Genomic DNA, 15,104 nt, shown 5'->3' on the forward strand with positions numbered 1-15,104 from the left:
ACTTTATTCAGCAGCGGTTACGGGGTGACGATTTTCAAATACCGCCACATCGCCAAGCCGTACCGTTGTGCGTCACCTTTAAATAACTCTTTACATCATTAAGCATAAAAATAAATGACACAAAATTTTGACAGGACAAACCCAGATGAGGCAGATGAATATTTTATGGATTGTATTCGAGAAGGCAATTTAAAAAATGCTATGACTTGCTTTGACCAAGATGCAATATATATGGACAAGGACGGAATCGCAATTAGTGGACTTGACAATATAGAAAAGGTTGTTGCTAATCTTTGCAATATGAAACCTGACATTAAAATTTATAAGCACAAAAATTCAGCAGTGGGCAAAGACCTAATTTATCGTTTAGACAAGTGGACTATGACAGCTACGGATCCACACGGCAATCTTATTAATATGAAAGGTGCTTCGGCACATATAATGCGTAAAAATGCAGATGGTGTTTGGCTTTGGCTTGTAGACAATCCTTTTGCTTTATCTTTTTTCGCAGACTAATATATGAAATAGTTCAATAGCGAATAAGGCGAACGCACAACAAGGGGTTTTGTGCAAGTGGGGCTTGACGGAAGAACAATGAACAATTTAGCAAATCCAAGCAACAGTTTGGGGCTTGACATTTATCGCTAAACATTAGTTGTTAACTTCAACAAAATATTTTCAATCAGCAGCAGTTATGGGCTTGACGGAATTCTAAGTCCCACCTGCACAAAGCCCTAACCGTTGTAGGCAACCTTGCTGACTGACTTCTAACTTTGACAGATATGTATAAAGTAATTTCATTGTACAGTATTTTATTCTTGACAATAACTAATGCTTGCTTTGACCAAGTACCAAAAGTTTCAAGCGGGACAATCCAACAATTTTCCAATTTCCCATCAAAGTTTGTAGCTGCTCGTAATATAGACGTGTGGTTACCCCCTCATTATGATAACAATAAAAAGTATGCGGTTTTATATATGGAAGACGGAAAAGCATTATTTGACTCAACTATAATGTGGAATAAACAGGAATGGGGCGTTGATGAAACAATGGCATCACTACTAAAACAAAAGAAAATTAAAGAATGCATTGTGGTTGGCATTTGGAATAGTGAAGCAACGAGACAAGTTGATTATTTTCCTCAAAAGGCATTTGAGCTACTTACTCCCAAGCAACAAGACGCATATTATGCAGCACACATGGGAGACCGACAACTTTTGGTTGGCAAAGTACAATCAGATAATTATTTGAAGTTTTTAGTTCAAGAGCTAAAGCCATTTATTGACAGTACTTATAAAGTATTTACGGACACCAAAAACACGTTTGTTGCTGGCTCAAGTTATGGAGGCTTAATTACGCTCTATGCCATTTGTGAATATCCAAATATTTTTGGCAGAGCAGCTTGTTTATCTACACATTGGCCAGGTATCCTTACAAATAAGGACAATCCTATTCCTGACGCTATTATAACTTACCTAAAAGGCAATTTACCTGACCCTAAAAATCATAAAATTTATTTTGATTACGAAAATCAAACTTTAGACACATTATATAAGCCGATACAAAAAAAGGTTGACAAGATCATGAAATCAAAAGGCTACACTTCAAAAAACTGGGAGACAAAAGAATTTATTGGAGCTGACCATACAGAAAAATCTTGGGGTAAAAGATTATACATTCCTTTCACTTTTTTATTAGGCTTTAAGGACTGATAAAAAGGCTGCCTACAACAAAAGTATTGGTAAAAGCAGGGCAGGACAATGTAACATTAGCTATGTACAAGCATCAGCATTGGTTCGGACAGATGAGTTTCAATTTGGCTTTTAGTTATTACCTTCAATTTTATATTTTTAATTTAGCATTTGTACCGGGCAGACGAGCAATGAATTCCCGTGCTTCGCCAAGCCTCGGTCGTTGTGTATCACCTTGCCGCAGGACACATTTCAATTGCCTATAGCGGTTTCGCGAACGGTATGCTCAGCCGGATGTAGAGACGCCTATTTGGGCCTCGTAGTTGAACGATACCGGAGCAATGGCGCGGGCGACAAGACTTTATGGTTCGCGAAACCGCTATATAAATTTTAGTAAAAGCTTAGTATGACGGAAAAAATTGTGCTTTCATTTGAAAAAATATATTGCAGTTCTTTGTTTTGTTGAACCCTCTTTTTTCACTTAAAACCATAAACCATGAAACATTCATTCTTGCTTTTCTCGTTTGTTGTTTTGCTATTCAGTTCCTGTGGTGGCAATAATAATAGAAAGGTTGACACAACCGCAACGACAACAACACCCACTGTAACCACAAGCGCAACACAACCGTATTTTATTGATGTGCATGATTTGGAACCTGGTAAAGTATCGTTTAAAGATGTAGAAGGGGCGCATCAAAAAGATCTTGCGACACAGGATAAGTATGGCGTCAAGTTTTTAAAATTCTGGGTAGATGAGAAAAAAGGCAAAGTATATTGCCTCTCACAAGCAACTAATGAATCATCGGTAACGAACACACACAAAGAAGCGCACGGCTTAATTCCTGCTAATGTATATCAGGTCAGCGGCGGTACTGAAGTAATGGCTATGGGTAACAAACAATCTTTTATTGATGTACATGAAATGGGTTCCGGAAAAGTGACAGCAAAAGATGTAGCCGGCGCACATGCTAAAGATTTAGCAGTACAGGGTAAATATGGTGTAAATTTTACCAATTATTGGGTAGATGAAAAAAAAGGAATTATCATGTGCATGTCTGAAGCGCCTAACTCAGACGCAGTAAAAAAAGCGCACAAAGAAGCGCATGGATTACTCCCTGCATATGTTTTGAATGTAAAGCAAGGCGAATAATGATGATGCGTTTTTTGTTAGACAATAATAATTATTTTAGCATCGAATAGAAAATAATGGTGGCCGAAATTGTGGACTCAAAGGGGGAATACACAACAGCGGATTGCCACCATACCGGCTGACGAATAAGTGTCAGTGAAATAACCTTATTCAACTTTCGCACTAAATTTAAGCGTACCAACCATAAGTAGCGGTTTCGCGAACGGTGCAGGGCCCGGTCCGGCGGCTACCAGCCGTCGGACCGGTTTCCGTTAGCTGACGCTGTTCAGGCGGCCTGGCTCACGCGACGACCGGCCCGACGGCTGGTAGCCGCCGGGCCGGCAGCCACACCGTTCGCGAAACCGCTACTTATGGTTGGTACAGCGGCGAGCCGTTTCCCGTTGCCCATAAAAAAAAGCCCCCGGCACTGCTGCGACTGCTGCAGCACCGGGGACTTTTTATGTAACGGGCAACGGCTTACAGCAGCTCTTCCCAGCGCTTGGTCTGGGTGTTCAGCTCCTTTTTCACCTGCTCAAACTTAAGCGTGGCGTCCTTGAGCTGGGCGGCATTGTTGTAGGTGCCGGGGTCGGCGAGCTGGGCTTCGTACTGGGCCAGCTCCTTTTCCAGCTCCTCGATACGGGCTTCTACCTGTTGCAGCTCCCGGCTCGACTTTTTGGGCTCGGCAGCAAAGGCGGGCTTCCTGTCCTCCTTGGGCAGGGCCTTGGCGGCCGAAGGTGAAGGCAGCCCGGCTTTCTTGGCGGCCTTTTCGCGGTCTTCCTGCCACTGCTCATACTCGGCGTAGGTGCCGGGGTATTCCTTCAGCTGAAAATCCTCGATGTACCAGATCTTGGTGGCCACGTTCTCGACGAAAAACCGGTCGTGGCTGATAACGATGAATGTGCCCTGGTACTGTTCCAGGGCCTGAATCAGGATGTTCACCGATACCATGTCCAGGTGGTTGGTCGGTTCGTCGAGCAGCAGGAAGTTGGCTTCCGAAATCAGGGTTTTAGCCAGGGCCACGCGGCTTTTCTCGCCCCCGCTGAGCACCTTGATCTTCTTGTAGACCTGGTCGCCGGTGAACAGGAACGAGCCCAGCACCGAGCGCAGCTCCATGTCGTTGCGCTTGGAGCCGGCCTCGCTCATCTCCTGCAGAATCTCGTTGTCCACGTTCAGGCTTTCGAGCTGGTGCTGGGCGTAGAACGACATGATGACGTTGTGGCCCAGCTGGTGGTTGCCGTTGGTGGGCGCTTCCTGCCCGGCCACCAGCCGCATCAGCGTCGACTTACCCTTGCCGTTGGCCCCAATCAGGGCAATCTTGTCGCCCCGCTCGATGTGGACGTGGGTATCGCGGAAGATGATTTTCTCGCCGTACTTCTTGCCCACGTGCTCCATGCGCAGGATGTGGCGGCCCGGCTCAATCTTGAAAGTAAACTTGATGTTGACCTTGGCCGCGTCGTTGGCCACGTCCTCAATGCGCTCCAGCTTATCCAGGGCCTTCACCCGGCTCTGGGCCTGCTTGGCTTTGGACGCCTTGGCCTTGAAGCGCTCAATAAACCGCTCGGCCTGCTTGATCTGGGCCTGCTGGTTTTCGAAAGCGCCCTTCTGAATGGCGTTGCGCTCCTCTTTCTCTTCGAGGTAGTAGGAGTAGTTGCCGGCGTAGGGCACCAGCTTGCCGCCGGTGACCTCCACCGTGGTGTTGGTGGTGCGGTCCAGGAATTCCCGGTCGTGGCTCACGATGATAACGGCACCTTCGTAGCCGGCCAGGTAGTTTTCAATCCACTTGATACTCGGCAGGTCCAGGTGGTTGGTTGGTTCGTCGAGCAGCAGCAGCGACGGTTTCTGGAGCAGAATTTTAGCCAGCATCACCCGCATGCGCCAGCCGCCGGAGAACGTCTTCAGGGGCTTTTGCAGCTCTTCGGTGGTGAAGCCGAGGCCTTCCAGAATCTCTTCGGCCTGGGCCTGCATGGTGTAGCCGCCCAGCGCCTCGAAGCGCTCCTGGGCATCGGCCAGCTTCTCCACCAGGTCGTCGGTGTAGTTGTTTTCGAACTCCACCAGAATCTCGTCGATGCGCCGCTGCAGGTTGAGGGCTTCCTCAAACGCCTGCATGGCCACCGTCAGAATGCTTTCGTGGGTGTCGTAGCTGAGCAGATCCTGGTTCAGGAAGCCCAGCGATACTTCCTTGCCCATCGAAATGGTGCCGCCGTCGGGCTTGTACTCGCCCACCATCACGCGCAGCAGCGTCGATTTGCCCGTGCCGTTCAGCCCGATCAGGCCGATTTTGTCTTTGGGCTTTATATGAAGGCTGGCCTTATCGTAGAGGGTCCGGGAGCCAAAATGGAAATCAAGGTCGTTAATCGAAATCATCCTGCTTTGCTATGAAGACGCAAAGGTAACTCATTCAGACGACGCGGTAAGTTGGGGAGCCAAGATAGTTGTGAGGGCCGGCCCGGCCGCTTCCGGCCGGCCGCAACGGGCTGTCCATCACAAAAAATACGGCAAAACCTAATAGTCACTATATTATCTCACCCGTAAAAACCCGCATTAACTCTCCGTCCTTCTTTCCATGTACCTTTCCCGGCCGTCCCTCATTCCCACCCATGAGGAAGACCGCCTACGGGCCCTCAGCCGCTACCAAATCGTTGGCACGGCCCCCGAGAGCCTGTTCGACGAGCTGACCGCCCTCACCGCCAAGCTCTTCGGCGCCCCCATTGCCCTGATTTCGCTGGTGGCCGAAGGCAGCGTCTGGTTCAAAGCCAACTTTGGCCTACCCGGGGCGGAACGGGTAGCGGGGTCGGAAAGTCTGTGCTCCGTGGCCATTTTGCACGATCAGGCCACCGTATTCGAAGATCTGCCCAACCGCCCCTGTACGCTCATCGAGCCGCGGGTGCTGGAGGAGCTGCAGCTGAAATTCTATGCCGGGCAGCCCCTGAAAACCAGCGATGGCTTTAACATTGGGGCGCTTTGCGTTATCGACCGCCACGCGCGCACCCTGTCGGCAGACGAGCTGGAGCTGCTGAAGCAGCTGGCCGCTACCGTCATGCTGCTGCTGGAGCTGCGCCGTGCCGGCAACCCTTCCGCCGCGCCGACGGAGCAGGCCTGGGATAAGCCCTACCCCACCGTTTCCCCGCTGATTCACAGCCTGACGCTGCTGGCCGAAATCGGCAGCACCGGGGCCGCCGTCGACGTGCGGGGCAACGCCGTGGCTACTTCCGCTATTCACTACGAGGCCGGGTAGCTGGTGCGGCTACTCAACCGCACCATCACCGAAGCCCTGGCCGCGTAAGCGGAATATGCCCCCCCCGGACGAAGGAACTACCCGCGCCCGGCCCCGTACACGCCAGCATGAAGCATGTACTCCTGGCCGCCGGGCTTTTACTGGGCATTACGGCCTGCCGCTCCGAGCAGGAATCGGCGGCGGGCGGCACCGCGGAACGGATTCCGGCCGCCGTGCAGGGCGAAGTGTCGACCACCGAAACGGTAGGCGCCACCGGCCGCAACCACGGCTACATCCGCCGCTTCTACCAGCAGCAGGGCCGCTACTACGTCACGGCCGACTACATCCAGTTTCTCAACGGCCCCGCCGCTATTGCCGCCGCCAGGCGCAAGGGCGACGCCCACGCCGAAGTAGTACAGGGTGACACGGTATACTCGGTGTTCAACGACTACTACATCGTGAACGACAATCCGCGCCGGCGCACTTTCCCGCTCAGCCCCGAAGCCGAGCTCACCCTCTGGGACGTAACGGGCGGGCTGCGCCAGTACCAGGCCACGCCCGCCGAGCTGCTGGCAAAAGGGCCGGAGCTGTTCCGCTTCGCCCCCTTCATCCTGCAAACCCGCGACGGGGTAGTCACCGGCATCACCCAGCAGTACATTCCCTGACCGAGTTGCCGACAGGCCCCCAGCCCGGGCCAACACGGCTCGGGCCGGGGGCCTGTCAAGGGTATTTGTCGTTGGTGCTCGGCATCTCTGCGCGAGAAAGAGCTTCTCTGCGGGAACCAACGTTGTTTGGCTTTGAACCAGGAGTTCCCTACCCCACGAACGGCCCCTGAAACTGCGGGGCCGCGCGTTTCTTCGAGGCCTGCTCATAGGCGAAAGCCAGGCCCAGCAACGGCCCCTCGGCGTACGCCCCGCCCACGAACGACAAGCCCACGGGCAAGCCGTGAGCCAGACCCATGGGCACGGTGATATGGGGGTAGCCGGCCGTAGCAGCGGGCGAAGAAAAGCCGGGGCCACCGCCGCCGTCGCCGTTGATCAGGTCGATGCAGCGGGCGGGGCCGTTGGTAATGGCCACCAGCGCATCCAGCTTGTTCTCCCCCAACACGGCGTCGAGCACCTGCCGCGCACCCTCGTGCGACTTGCGGCGGGCCGCCTGAAACTTGGGGCTGTTCAGGCCTGCCAGCTTGTTGGCGTCTTCCAGAATCTCCTGCTGAAAGAAGGGCATGGCCCTGGCCTTATTCTGCGTGTTGAAGGCAATGACGTCGGTCAGGGTTTTCACCGGGGCGTTGGCCGTGGCCAGGTACTTATTCACGCCGTCCTTGAACTCGTAGAGCAGCACGTCGTATTCGGCCTCCCCAAGCTTGTCAATCTGGTCATCGACCTCTACTTCCACCACCGTCGCGCCCTGCGCTTTGAGCACGGCCAGGGCCGCCTGCAGCAAAGCAATGGCCTCAGAAGAGCCTTTCAGGTGCTTTTTTTCCACGCCCAGGCGTTTGCCTCGCAGCGCATCAGTTTTCAGAAAAGTGGTGTAATCCGGCTGAGCTTTCCCGGCGCTTTCTTTGGTCACGGCGTCGGCCGCATCCTCGCCGGCCAGGGCCCCGAGCAACAGGGCCGCGTCGCGCACGGTGCGGGCCATGGGGCCGGCGGTATCCTGAGTAGCCGAAATGGGGATGATGCCCGTACGGCTCAGCAGCCCCACCGTAGGCTTCAGGCCCACGATACCGCAGCACGACGACGGCGACACCACCGAGCCGTCGGTTTCGGTGCCAATGGCCATGGCGCACAGGTTGGCCGACACGGCGGAGCCCGAGCCGGCGCTGCTGCCGCTGGGGGTACGGTCGAGGATGTAGGGGTTTTTGGTTTGCCCGCCGCGGCTGCTCCAGCCGCTGGTGCTGCGCGTGGAGCGGAAGTTGGCCCACTCGCTCAGGTTGGTCTTGCCCAGCAGCACCGCCCCGGCGGCCCGCAGCTTCTGCACGATAAACGCATCCTGGGCGGCTTTGTGCCCCGCCAAAGCCAGTGAGCCGGCCGTGGTCTGCATCTGGTCGGCAGTGTCAATGTTATCCTTGATGAGCACCGGAATGCCGTGCAGGGGGCCGCGCACCTTGCCCGCCTTCCGCTCCGCGTCGAGGGCGTCGGCAATGGTGAGGGCGTCGGGGTTGAGCTCGATGACGGCGTTCAACTGCGGGCCGCTTTTATCGATGGCCGCAATCCGCTGCTGGTACAGCTCGGTGAGCGACCGGGCCGTGTGCTGGCCGCTTTGCATCTTTTGCTGCAGATCGGCTACCGTGGCTTCGTTCAGCTCGAAGGCCTCGGCGGGCGCGGTGCCGGGGCTGGCGGCGTCGGCTGGCCGGGCATCTTTGGATTCCGTCGCGCAGGCGCTGAGCGACCAGGTAGTGAGGGCCACGCCGGCCAGGCTGCCGTTGCGCAGAAAAAGTCTTCGGTTCATGCGGGGAGTTTTGCGGGTAAGATAGGCTACCGCGGGCGGTTTTCCCGCTTGTCGGCCGACCCGGATTTATGGCGCTGGCATTTCTCGCCGCAGTACTTCACTTCGTCCCAGCAGTTGCGCCATTTCTTACGGTACTCGAACGGCCGGCCGCAGGTGGCGCAGATCTTGGTGGGCAGGTTACCCTTGGTGAGTTTGGCGGGGAGGGGTGGCATGGCAGGGGCAAAGCAGAACGCAGCAAAACAACTGGCGCCGCGAAAAAAGGTTACTGCTGCTGTCCGATAACGTTGGCCAGCTTGTGGGGTACGCCGGCGCTGTTGAGCAAGCCGCTGATCAGGCTTTGCCGCCAGAATACCACTACCGTGAAGCGCGGGTCGCGGCGGCTTTCCAGCAGGCCGGGGCGGGGCGCCTAGCCGGGGCGGGCGGGGTTGTTGTCGCGCACCACCAGGCCATTGAGAATTGTGGCGCCCGCTTTGGTGAGCAGGTTCCGCTGGTCGCCCCCCCCGTGGCGGCTGAGCAGCGCCAGCTTCAGCCCATGGTACTCGGCCCGCATGGACCCCTGGGCGCCCTGCCGGTTTACCCGCAGCCGCACCCGGATCCGGTCGATGCGGCCCTGGGCAAAGCGCACCATCCGGGTGGGCTCGGTCATGGGGTTAAACAGCGTGAAGGGCGCGGACCCGAAGGTGGCCTCACCCCGGTGCGTACCATTTGGGTCGAGCAGCGGGGCCCAGATGGTGAGCTGGATGCGGCACTGGTTCTGCAGCCAGCCCGACGCCCGCACCACGGCCGGGTGGGCCGTGGTCATGCGGCGCGGGTCGTTGGTGAAGTTGGTGAGCGTGGCGTCGAGGCGGTTGAGGCTGATGCGGCCCAGTCCGCCCTTGGGCGCCACGTAGGAGGTGTACACGTTGGCCTGCCGTATCCGCAGCCGGCGGATATCGAAGCGGAAGGGCAGCCGGCCCAAAGTTTCGGGCGTGATGCTGGACGCGGCGGGGTTCAGCGGCAGCCGCGCATCGCCCGCCGACCAGATCCGCGGCTGCTCCAGCACCACCTGCCCGACGCGGACCGCGCCCCGCATCAGGGCGGCATAGTCCAGGGCTGAGGCCCGCAGCCGGGGCAGACGCACGGTGAGGTGTGGCACCTGGCGGTGCTGGCGGCGGGCCAGCTCGTAGGGCGTCACGGTGGGCGTCAGCGCTACCTGAGCAGCTTCCAGCAGCCCCGTGCGGGTGGCCAGGTGCAGGCGGCCCAGCACGGCGCGGTAGTACGGGACGGGCGTGGCCGTAATCAGGCCGGTGCGGGCTTCCCAGGCGCGGGCGTACAGGATGCGGGGCGCGGCCCGGTCTGGCTCCGGCCCCACCCGCAGGTCGGTAGCGGTGAGGGTAAGGTGATGAATAGTCGGGTTCAGGGGCTGGCCGGCCACGCGCACGAAGCCGTTGGTCAGGTGCAGATGGGCCAGGGTAAGCTGACGCAGATACGGGCGCAGGCGTTGGGGCAGCGGCAGCGGGGGCCGGGTACCCGGCGTCAGGGTAAGCCGGGGCGTGGTCAGCAGCAGGGAATCCAGGGCCAGGCGCCGGTGCCGCAGGCCGGTGGTGCGGATGCCCGTCAGCCGCAGGTGGGGCAGCGTCAGGCCGACTTTGGGAGCGCCCCCCCCCTGGCGCGGGTTGGCCAGAGCAGTAATGCGCAGAGCATCCAGGCTCAGGCAGTGCGTACGGGAAGAGAATTCGCCGCGCCCCAGCTCCGCCCAGTGGTGGCTCACGTCGCGGACCGCCAGGCCCGCGACGCCGACCTCCACCCAGGCAGCATAGGCCAGGCGCAGCGTGTCGGCGGCCCCGGCCGGGCTCAGCAGCACGTCGCGCAGAATGGCCCGCGCCCGGCGCAGGCTGGCGGTGGGCTGCCGCCGGGCGCCGTAGGCGGCCCGCACGTTTTGGGCCCCTACCCAGCCGATGCGCAGGCCCGGAATGTGGGCGGGTAGTAATGCGTAGAGCGGCTGCTTCGGCAGCCGGGGCAGGTGCAGCACCCGCAGCGTCACGCCGGCCAGCACGACGCTGTCTACCGGCACCACCTGGCCCCGCAGCGCGGCCCACAGGCCCACGCCCGAAACGCGCAGCTGGCTCACCCCGGCCAACAGGTGCGGCAGGGTCGTGGTGTCCGACCACTGGGCTGCGTCCTTGACGGGTCGCAGCTGAATGCCCTGCAGCTGAATGGCGCGGTGCCACAGGCTGGTGTGCAGCTGGCCGATGCGCAACCGGTAGCGCCCCTGGGTACGTACCGTCACCTGCTGTTCCAGGGTGCGCCGCAGCCAGGGGTCGAGCAGCCCCAGGGCCACGATAACCAGCATGACCAGCGCCACCAGAATTCCCCCGGCCCAGCGCCACCATCTGGGCTGCCGGCTGGGTTGCCGTGGTTCCGTAGCGGGGGAAATAGCGGCAGCAGGCGGCAGCACAGGCAGAGGTTCGGAGTTAAAGAAATACCCTTAACGCAAAATCAGCGGGGAATGGCTATCGAATGCTGAGCAGCTATTCCGCTGCGGGCGGTCCGCTTTAACGGCTCTTTATACCCGCGCGGCCGCTTCAGGCTTAAGAAGTTTTTTCGAAGGCAGCATCCGCACTATGCCCAGCATTATCAGCCCCCCGACCAGTGAGGACACAAAAAGACCGCTCCAGCGGAAGCGGTCTTGGTACGTCCGGCCTGGCAAATACGCTTACTCGCCCAGGCGCTGACGCAGCTCCCGCACTTCGCGCTCCAGCTCCAGGTTGCGGAAGGTCACTTTCAGCTCCAGGTCGCTGTAGGCCCGCTCCAGGTCCTGCTCCCGCTGGCGCAGCTGCAGCTCAGTGGTTTTCTGCTCCTGAATATCGGTACAGGTACCAAACCACTGCCGGATGTGCCCCTGCTCGTCGTACTGCGGGCGGGCCTGGCCCAGAAACCAGCGATAATCACCCGCCTTACTTTTGAAGCGGTACTCGATTTCGTAGAACTCCCCGGTGGCCAGCGAGTGGCCCCATACCTGCCGGGCCCGGGCCTGATCGTCGGGGTGCAGCAGGTTGTTCCACATGTCGGGCCCCACGCTGTCGGCCAGGGTGTAGCCGGTGAACTCAACCCAGCGCTGGTTGAAAAACGTGTGGTAGCCGGCAGGGTCGGTAAACCAGACGAGCTGGGGGATGAAATCGGCGAGAAAGTGAAACTGGTCCGCGCCCTGCCGGCGCAGGAGCTCCTCGTTCGGAACGGATTCGGTGGGGGACATAAGCAGATGCGAAAGTTAACAGGGGCAGACGAGCTCAAGCTCCATGCCCGACAGGAAATAAAGACTGAGCTGGCGCTGCAAGCCATCGGTGGAGCGCCGCAGACGCGTAATCAGGGCCCGGGTTTCTTCTTCCAGCAGGTGAAGCTCCAGATAGGGTCGACTCAGCAGCTCGTCGCGCCGCACCAGCCACTGGCCGGAATCCTGCTGCCCGGGCCGATGCACCTGCATAGTGTCCGGGTGCAGCGTGAGGCGGGTGGCCTGGGCCAGCGTACTGGCCGGGTTGCCCCGGTTTAACACCCGGGTAGTCACGCACCATTCCCCGGTGAGATACTCATCGGGCAATTGCTGGAGATTAACGTCAAATAAAGGTGCGGACATACAAAGGATGAGGAAACGGGCCACCACTACCGTTCCGATTGCTATAGCAGGAACCCGGCGCGGTCAGCGCTACAATTATAGCACCCCGCTACACGCCGCCCAATGCGCTTAGTTCCTTTTATTCTCCCATTAAGCTGAGCATAGCTATTTTCCGCTGATACTCACCCGGATAGGATTGCACTCCAACCTATACTCAGCCAGCGGCCAGCGGCGCGGCCAGCGGGCGCTTGATGCGGATGATGCCCACCTTATCCAGGGTCCAGATCACGGGATAGGTGGGGTCCAGCTCCCACCACTTCACCCCGAAATTGACGCGCAGGGGGAGTTTGTGGTGGTTGTTCTGAAATAGCTCGCCCCCGGTCAGGAAGTCGAAAAACAGGGTGTTGCGCGACTTGTCGTGGTTGTCGAAGTTCTGGTAGCCGTATTTGTGGCCGCCCCAGTTTACGATGGCCCCGTGCACGGCCCCCATGGAGAAGTGGATGGGCAGCAGCAGGTACTGCCACCAGGCGGTGGCAAACTGCACGTAGAACAGGATGTAGAACGCCCCCCAGCCCACGCGGGAATACCACTGGTTGCCGAAAGTTTCCAGCGCCGCCCATTCCGGGTAGTCCCCCTCGAAGCGGGCCGCTTCCCTGGAGCGGCCAAACAGCACGTCCTGGTAGATGCCGCGGGTTTTCCACATCATGGTGAAGGCGTTGGAAGAATAGTGCGGGGAATGCGGGTCACGCGCCGTATCGGAGTAGGCGTGGTGCATACGGTGCAGCAGCGCGTAGCCCCGCGGCGACATGAACGAGGAGCCCTGCCACACGTAGGTCAGGCCGAAGAAAAACCGCTCCCAGAAGCGGGTCATGGTGAACATCTTGTGGGCCGCGTAGCGGTGCTGAAAAAACGACTGCGTGAACAGCGACAGGTACCAGTGCGCCAGAAAAAAAATCAGGATAGCCATACGCCAAGCAAACAAAAAGTGACCACTGAAAAAGAACCCAGCCCCGATATCCCGCTGCCGGGCAGCCGTATCCGGTTCGCAACTGCCGGGGAAAGATACGCCATACGCCCAAAAACGGGCCGGCTCCCCCCTGCTCCAACCCTTATGGAAAAGTAAGGCCGGACGGCCCCCGAAAGTTTTGGGCATTGGGGCCGGCGGGCCAACCCTGCCGCCGGTTCTGCAGTTTAGCCCATATGCTCGCTATTACCTCCCTGCTCAGCCCGCACTACGCGGCGCGCATCAACCGTATTATCCAGAGTCTGGAAACCAGGTTCGGCATCGACGACGTGCAGGCCACGCCCGAGCCCCATATCACCTACCAGCTGGCGGGGGTGCGCAAGCTTTCCTCCCTCCACGCGGTGCTGCGTGAAGTGGCCGACAGCACCCAGCCGTTCGAGGTGCATACCACCGGGCTGGGCGTGTTTCCGGGGCCCACCCCGACCATCTACATTCCGGTGCTGCGCACCAACGCCCTCAACCAGCTGCACCAGTGCATCCTGGCGGCTACGGCGCCGCTGTGTCTGCGCACCGACAAGTTCAGTGGCCCCGACTGCTGGCTGCCCCACATCTCCCTGGCTTTGCACGACACCACCCCCGAGCTGCTGGGCCCCGTAATGCAGTACCTGAACCAGCAGACCTTCAACCTCCGGCTCACTATCGACAACCTCACCATTCTGCGCAAGCACGGTGATTTGTATCTGCGCGAAGCGGTGTTTGCCCTGCCCGGCGTGCAGGAGCCGGTGTAGCGGCACAAAGGCCGGCACTGCCTATCTTCGCGGCAGCGGAGCCCGGTGGCCACCGTCGGCGGCCCGGGCTGCTTCACCCTAACCTTTTTTTCTGCTTATGTATAGTATTGTCCTCGCGCTGCATTCCTGGTCCCGCTGGCTCGTAATCATCTTCGGGCTGATTGCTTTATTCCGCGCCTTTGGCGGCTGGCAGGGCCGCAAGGCCTACGTGGGCGCCGACAACGGTATGGGCGCCGCCTTCGTGGGCTCCATGCACCTGCAGCTGCTGCTGGGGTTGCTGCTGTACGTGGGCCTGAGCCCGTTTGGCCTGAAAGCTTTCGCGCGCTTGGGCGGGGCCGTAATGAAAGACCCGACTGGCCGCTTCTGGGCCGTCGAGCATCTGACGGTGATGGTGCTGGCGGTGGTAGCGGCGCAGGTGGGCCGCACGCTTTCCAAGAAAGCTACCGACCCGGTGCTCAAGCACAAAAAAGCCTTTACCTGGTTTGTGGTGGCATTGGTCCTGGTGCTGCTCATGATTCCGTGGGGCATCTGGAACCCGGCGCGGCCTTTGTTCCGGTTCTAGCCTGAACCCAGCCCTGCTGCGGCAACCAGGGTTGAGCTTCGCCCTCACATAATTGGGGGAGGTCAGGGCCATTTGCAGCATCCCGGGCCAGCATTACTCTGGCGGGGGCTGGTTCGGCCGGGCGGCGAGTAGCGTTTTCGCCAAAACCTCCGTAGTATTAGTACCCTGAACTGCCCTTTTCTTCGCCTTTTCCTTTCCGCAACGTGCCTAAACCATTATCCAAACCGCGCTTCTCCCGGGAAGAGTTCTGCGAGCTGATTGATGCGCGGCTGCAGCAATTGGAAACGCACGAGGAGGCTAAGCGCCGCTACGCCGCCGTACTGGCCGCCATTCGCCTGAATCTTGACGTGTACAAAAATAACCGCCAGGCTTGCTAAGTCAGCTTGCGCGCTAAAAGCCGAAAGCCAGTTCCGCAGGGAACTGGCTTTCGGCTTTTAGCGGGTTTTACCCGGCCCCCCGGGAAAGGCCGGAACAGCGCGCCGGAGGCGTCCACGAGCCCAACGGTACTCCCGGCGGGGCTACAGCGAATACCCGCCGGAGGCTACCAGACGCCGGGCATTCACCCACCGGGCCGCGTCGGAACCCAGCGAGGCCACTACCCCGCCGATGTCGTCCGGTTCGCCGCTGCGGCCCCGGGCGGGGTTACCCGCCATATACTGTTCCGGCGGCGGCGGCGCCCCGCGGGCGGCGGCGGTGAAATCGGGCCGGCGGGCCGG

16 protein-coding genes are annotated in these 15,104 nt (G+C 58.7%); 8 read left to right on the forward strand and 8 right to left on the reverse strand.

The annotated features are described in order from the left end of the window. Nucleotides 1-114: 114 nt before the first annotated feature. The 3 genes from ABD833_RS12150 (at nt 115) to ABD833_RS12160 (ending at nt 2,841) form a co-directional block, all read left to right on the forward strand. The gene (locus ABD833_RS12150; protein ID WP_345073309.1) at nt 115-516 is read left to right on the forward strand and encodes a YybH family protein; all 402 of its coding nucleotides are present in this window, start codon (nt 115-117) and stop codon (nt 514-516) included. A gap of 266 nt (nt 517-782) precedes the next feature. Then, entirely contained in the window at nt 783-1,712 is a 930-nt protein-coding gene (locus ABD833_RS12155; protein WP_345073311.1) for an alpha/beta hydrolase, read from the forward strand. A 475-nt stretch (nt 1,713-2,187) separates the two neighbouring features. Further along, on the forward strand, nt 2,188-2,841 hold the full coding sequence (locus tag ABD833_RS12160) for a DUF4242 domain-containing protein (protein WP_345073313.1): 654 nt from the start codon (nt 2,188-2,190) through the stop codon (nt 2,839-2,841). 456 nt (nt 2,842-3,297) lie between these two features. Here ABD833_RS12160 and ABD833_RS12165 read toward each other — a convergent pair whose 3' ends face one another. Next, on the reverse strand, nt 3,298-5,184 hold the full coding sequence (locus ABD833_RS12165) for an ABC-F family ATP-binding cassette domain-containing protein (RefSeq protein ID WP_345073314.1): 1,887 nt from the start codon (nt 5,182-5,184) through the stop codon (nt 3,298-3,300). 199 nt (nt 5,185-5,383) lie between these two features. Between ABD833_RS12165 and ABD833_RS12170 the strand changes: the two genes are divergently transcribed. Together ABD833_RS12170 and ABD833_RS12175 are read left to right on the forward strand one after the other, a co-directional pair. Further along, on the forward strand, nt 5,384-6,055 hold the full coding sequence (locus ABD833_RS12170) for a GAF domain-containing protein (RefSeq protein ID WP_345073316.1): 672 nt from the start codon (nt 5,384-5,386) through the stop codon (nt 6,053-6,055). A gap of 107 nt (nt 6,056-6,162) precedes the next feature. Further along, nucleotides 6,163-6,699 (forward strand): hypothetical protein, encoded by a 537-nt coding sequence (locus tag ABD833_RS12175; protein ID WP_345073317.1) that lies wholly within the window; start codon nt 6,163-6,165, stop codon nt 6,697-6,699. A gap of 148 nt (nt 6,700-6,847) precedes the next feature. On the opposite strand, the gene ABD833_RS12180 is transcribed toward ABD833_RS12175, so the two are convergent. From ABD833_RS12180 to ABD833_RS12205, 6 genes are all read right to left on the reverse strand, one after another. Next, nucleotides 6,848-8,482: an amidase gene (locus ABD833_RS12180; RefSeq protein WP_345073318.1), complete on the reverse strand. Its 1,635-nt coding sequence runs from the start codon at nt 8,480-8,482 to the stop codon at nt 6,848-6,850. A 26-nt stretch (nt 8,483-8,508) separates the two neighbouring features. After that, nucleotides 8,509-8,694: a DUF2256 domain-containing protein gene (locus ABD833_RS12185; protein WP_345073320.1), complete on the reverse strand. Its 186-nt coding sequence runs from the start codon at nt 8,692-8,694 to the stop codon at nt 8,509-8,511. A gap of 194 nt (nt 8,695-8,888) precedes the next feature. Next, on the reverse strand, nt 8,889-10,919 hold the full coding sequence (locus ABD833_RS12190) for an AsmA family protein (RefSeq protein WP_345073321.1): 2,031 nt from the start codon (nt 10,917-10,919) through the stop codon (nt 8,889-8,891). Between the two features lie 258 nt (nt 10,920-11,177). Next, entirely contained in the window at nt 11,178-11,717 is a 540-nt protein-coding gene (locus tag ABD833_RS12195; RefSeq protein WP_345073322.1) for a PAS domain-containing protein, read from the reverse strand. 15 nt (nt 11,718-11,732) lie between these two features. Continuing rightward, nucleotides 11,733-12,095: a hypothetical protein gene (locus ABD833_RS12200; protein ID WP_345073323.1), complete on the reverse strand. Its 363-nt coding sequence runs from the start codon at nt 12,093-12,095 to the stop codon at nt 11,733-11,735. Nucleotides 12,096-12,288: 193 nt separating this feature from the next. Then, nucleotides 12,289-13,041, reverse strand: coding sequence for an acyl-CoA desaturase (locus tag ABD833_RS12205; RefSeq protein ID WP_345073324.1), 753 nt, complete (start codon nt 13,039-13,041; stop codon nt 12,289-12,291). A gap of 233 nt (nt 13,042-13,274) precedes the next feature. Here ABD833_RS12205 and ABD833_RS12210 point away from each other — a divergent pair, with 233 nt between their 5' ends. From ABD833_RS12210 to ABD833_RS12220, 3 genes are all read left to right on the forward strand, one after another. Continuing rightward, the gene (locus ABD833_RS12210; RefSeq protein WP_345073326.1) at nt 13,275-13,826 is read left to right on the forward strand and encodes a 2'-5' RNA ligase family protein; all 552 of its coding nucleotides are present in this window, start codon (nt 13,275-13,277) and stop codon (nt 13,824-13,826) included. A 97-nt stretch (nt 13,827-13,923) separates the two neighbouring features. Continuing rightward, nucleotides 13,924-14,388: a hypothetical protein gene (locus ABD833_RS12215; protein WP_345073328.1), complete on the forward strand. Its 465-nt coding sequence runs from the start codon at nt 13,924-13,926 to the stop codon at nt 14,386-14,388. A gap of 203 nt (nt 14,389-14,591) precedes the next feature. Further along, entirely contained in the window at nt 14,592-14,765 is a 174-nt protein-coding gene (locus ABD833_RS12220; protein WP_345073329.1) for a hypothetical protein, read from the forward strand. 141 nt (nt 14,766-14,906) lie between these two features. Here the strand turns inward: ABD833_RS12220 and ABD833_RS12225 are convergent, their stop codons facing one another. Next, nucleotides 14,907-15,041: a hypothetical protein gene (locus tag ABD833_RS12225; RefSeq protein ID WP_345073330.1), complete on the reverse strand. Its 135-nt coding sequence runs from the start codon at nt 15,039-15,041 to the stop codon at nt 14,907-14,909. Nucleotides 15,042-15,104 lie beyond the last annotated feature (63 nt).

Source organism: Hymenobacter fastidiosus, assembly GCF_039539565.1.
GTDB lineage: Bacteria > Bacteroidota > Bacteroidia > Cytophagales > Hymenobacteraceae > Hymenobacter > Hymenobacter fastidiosus.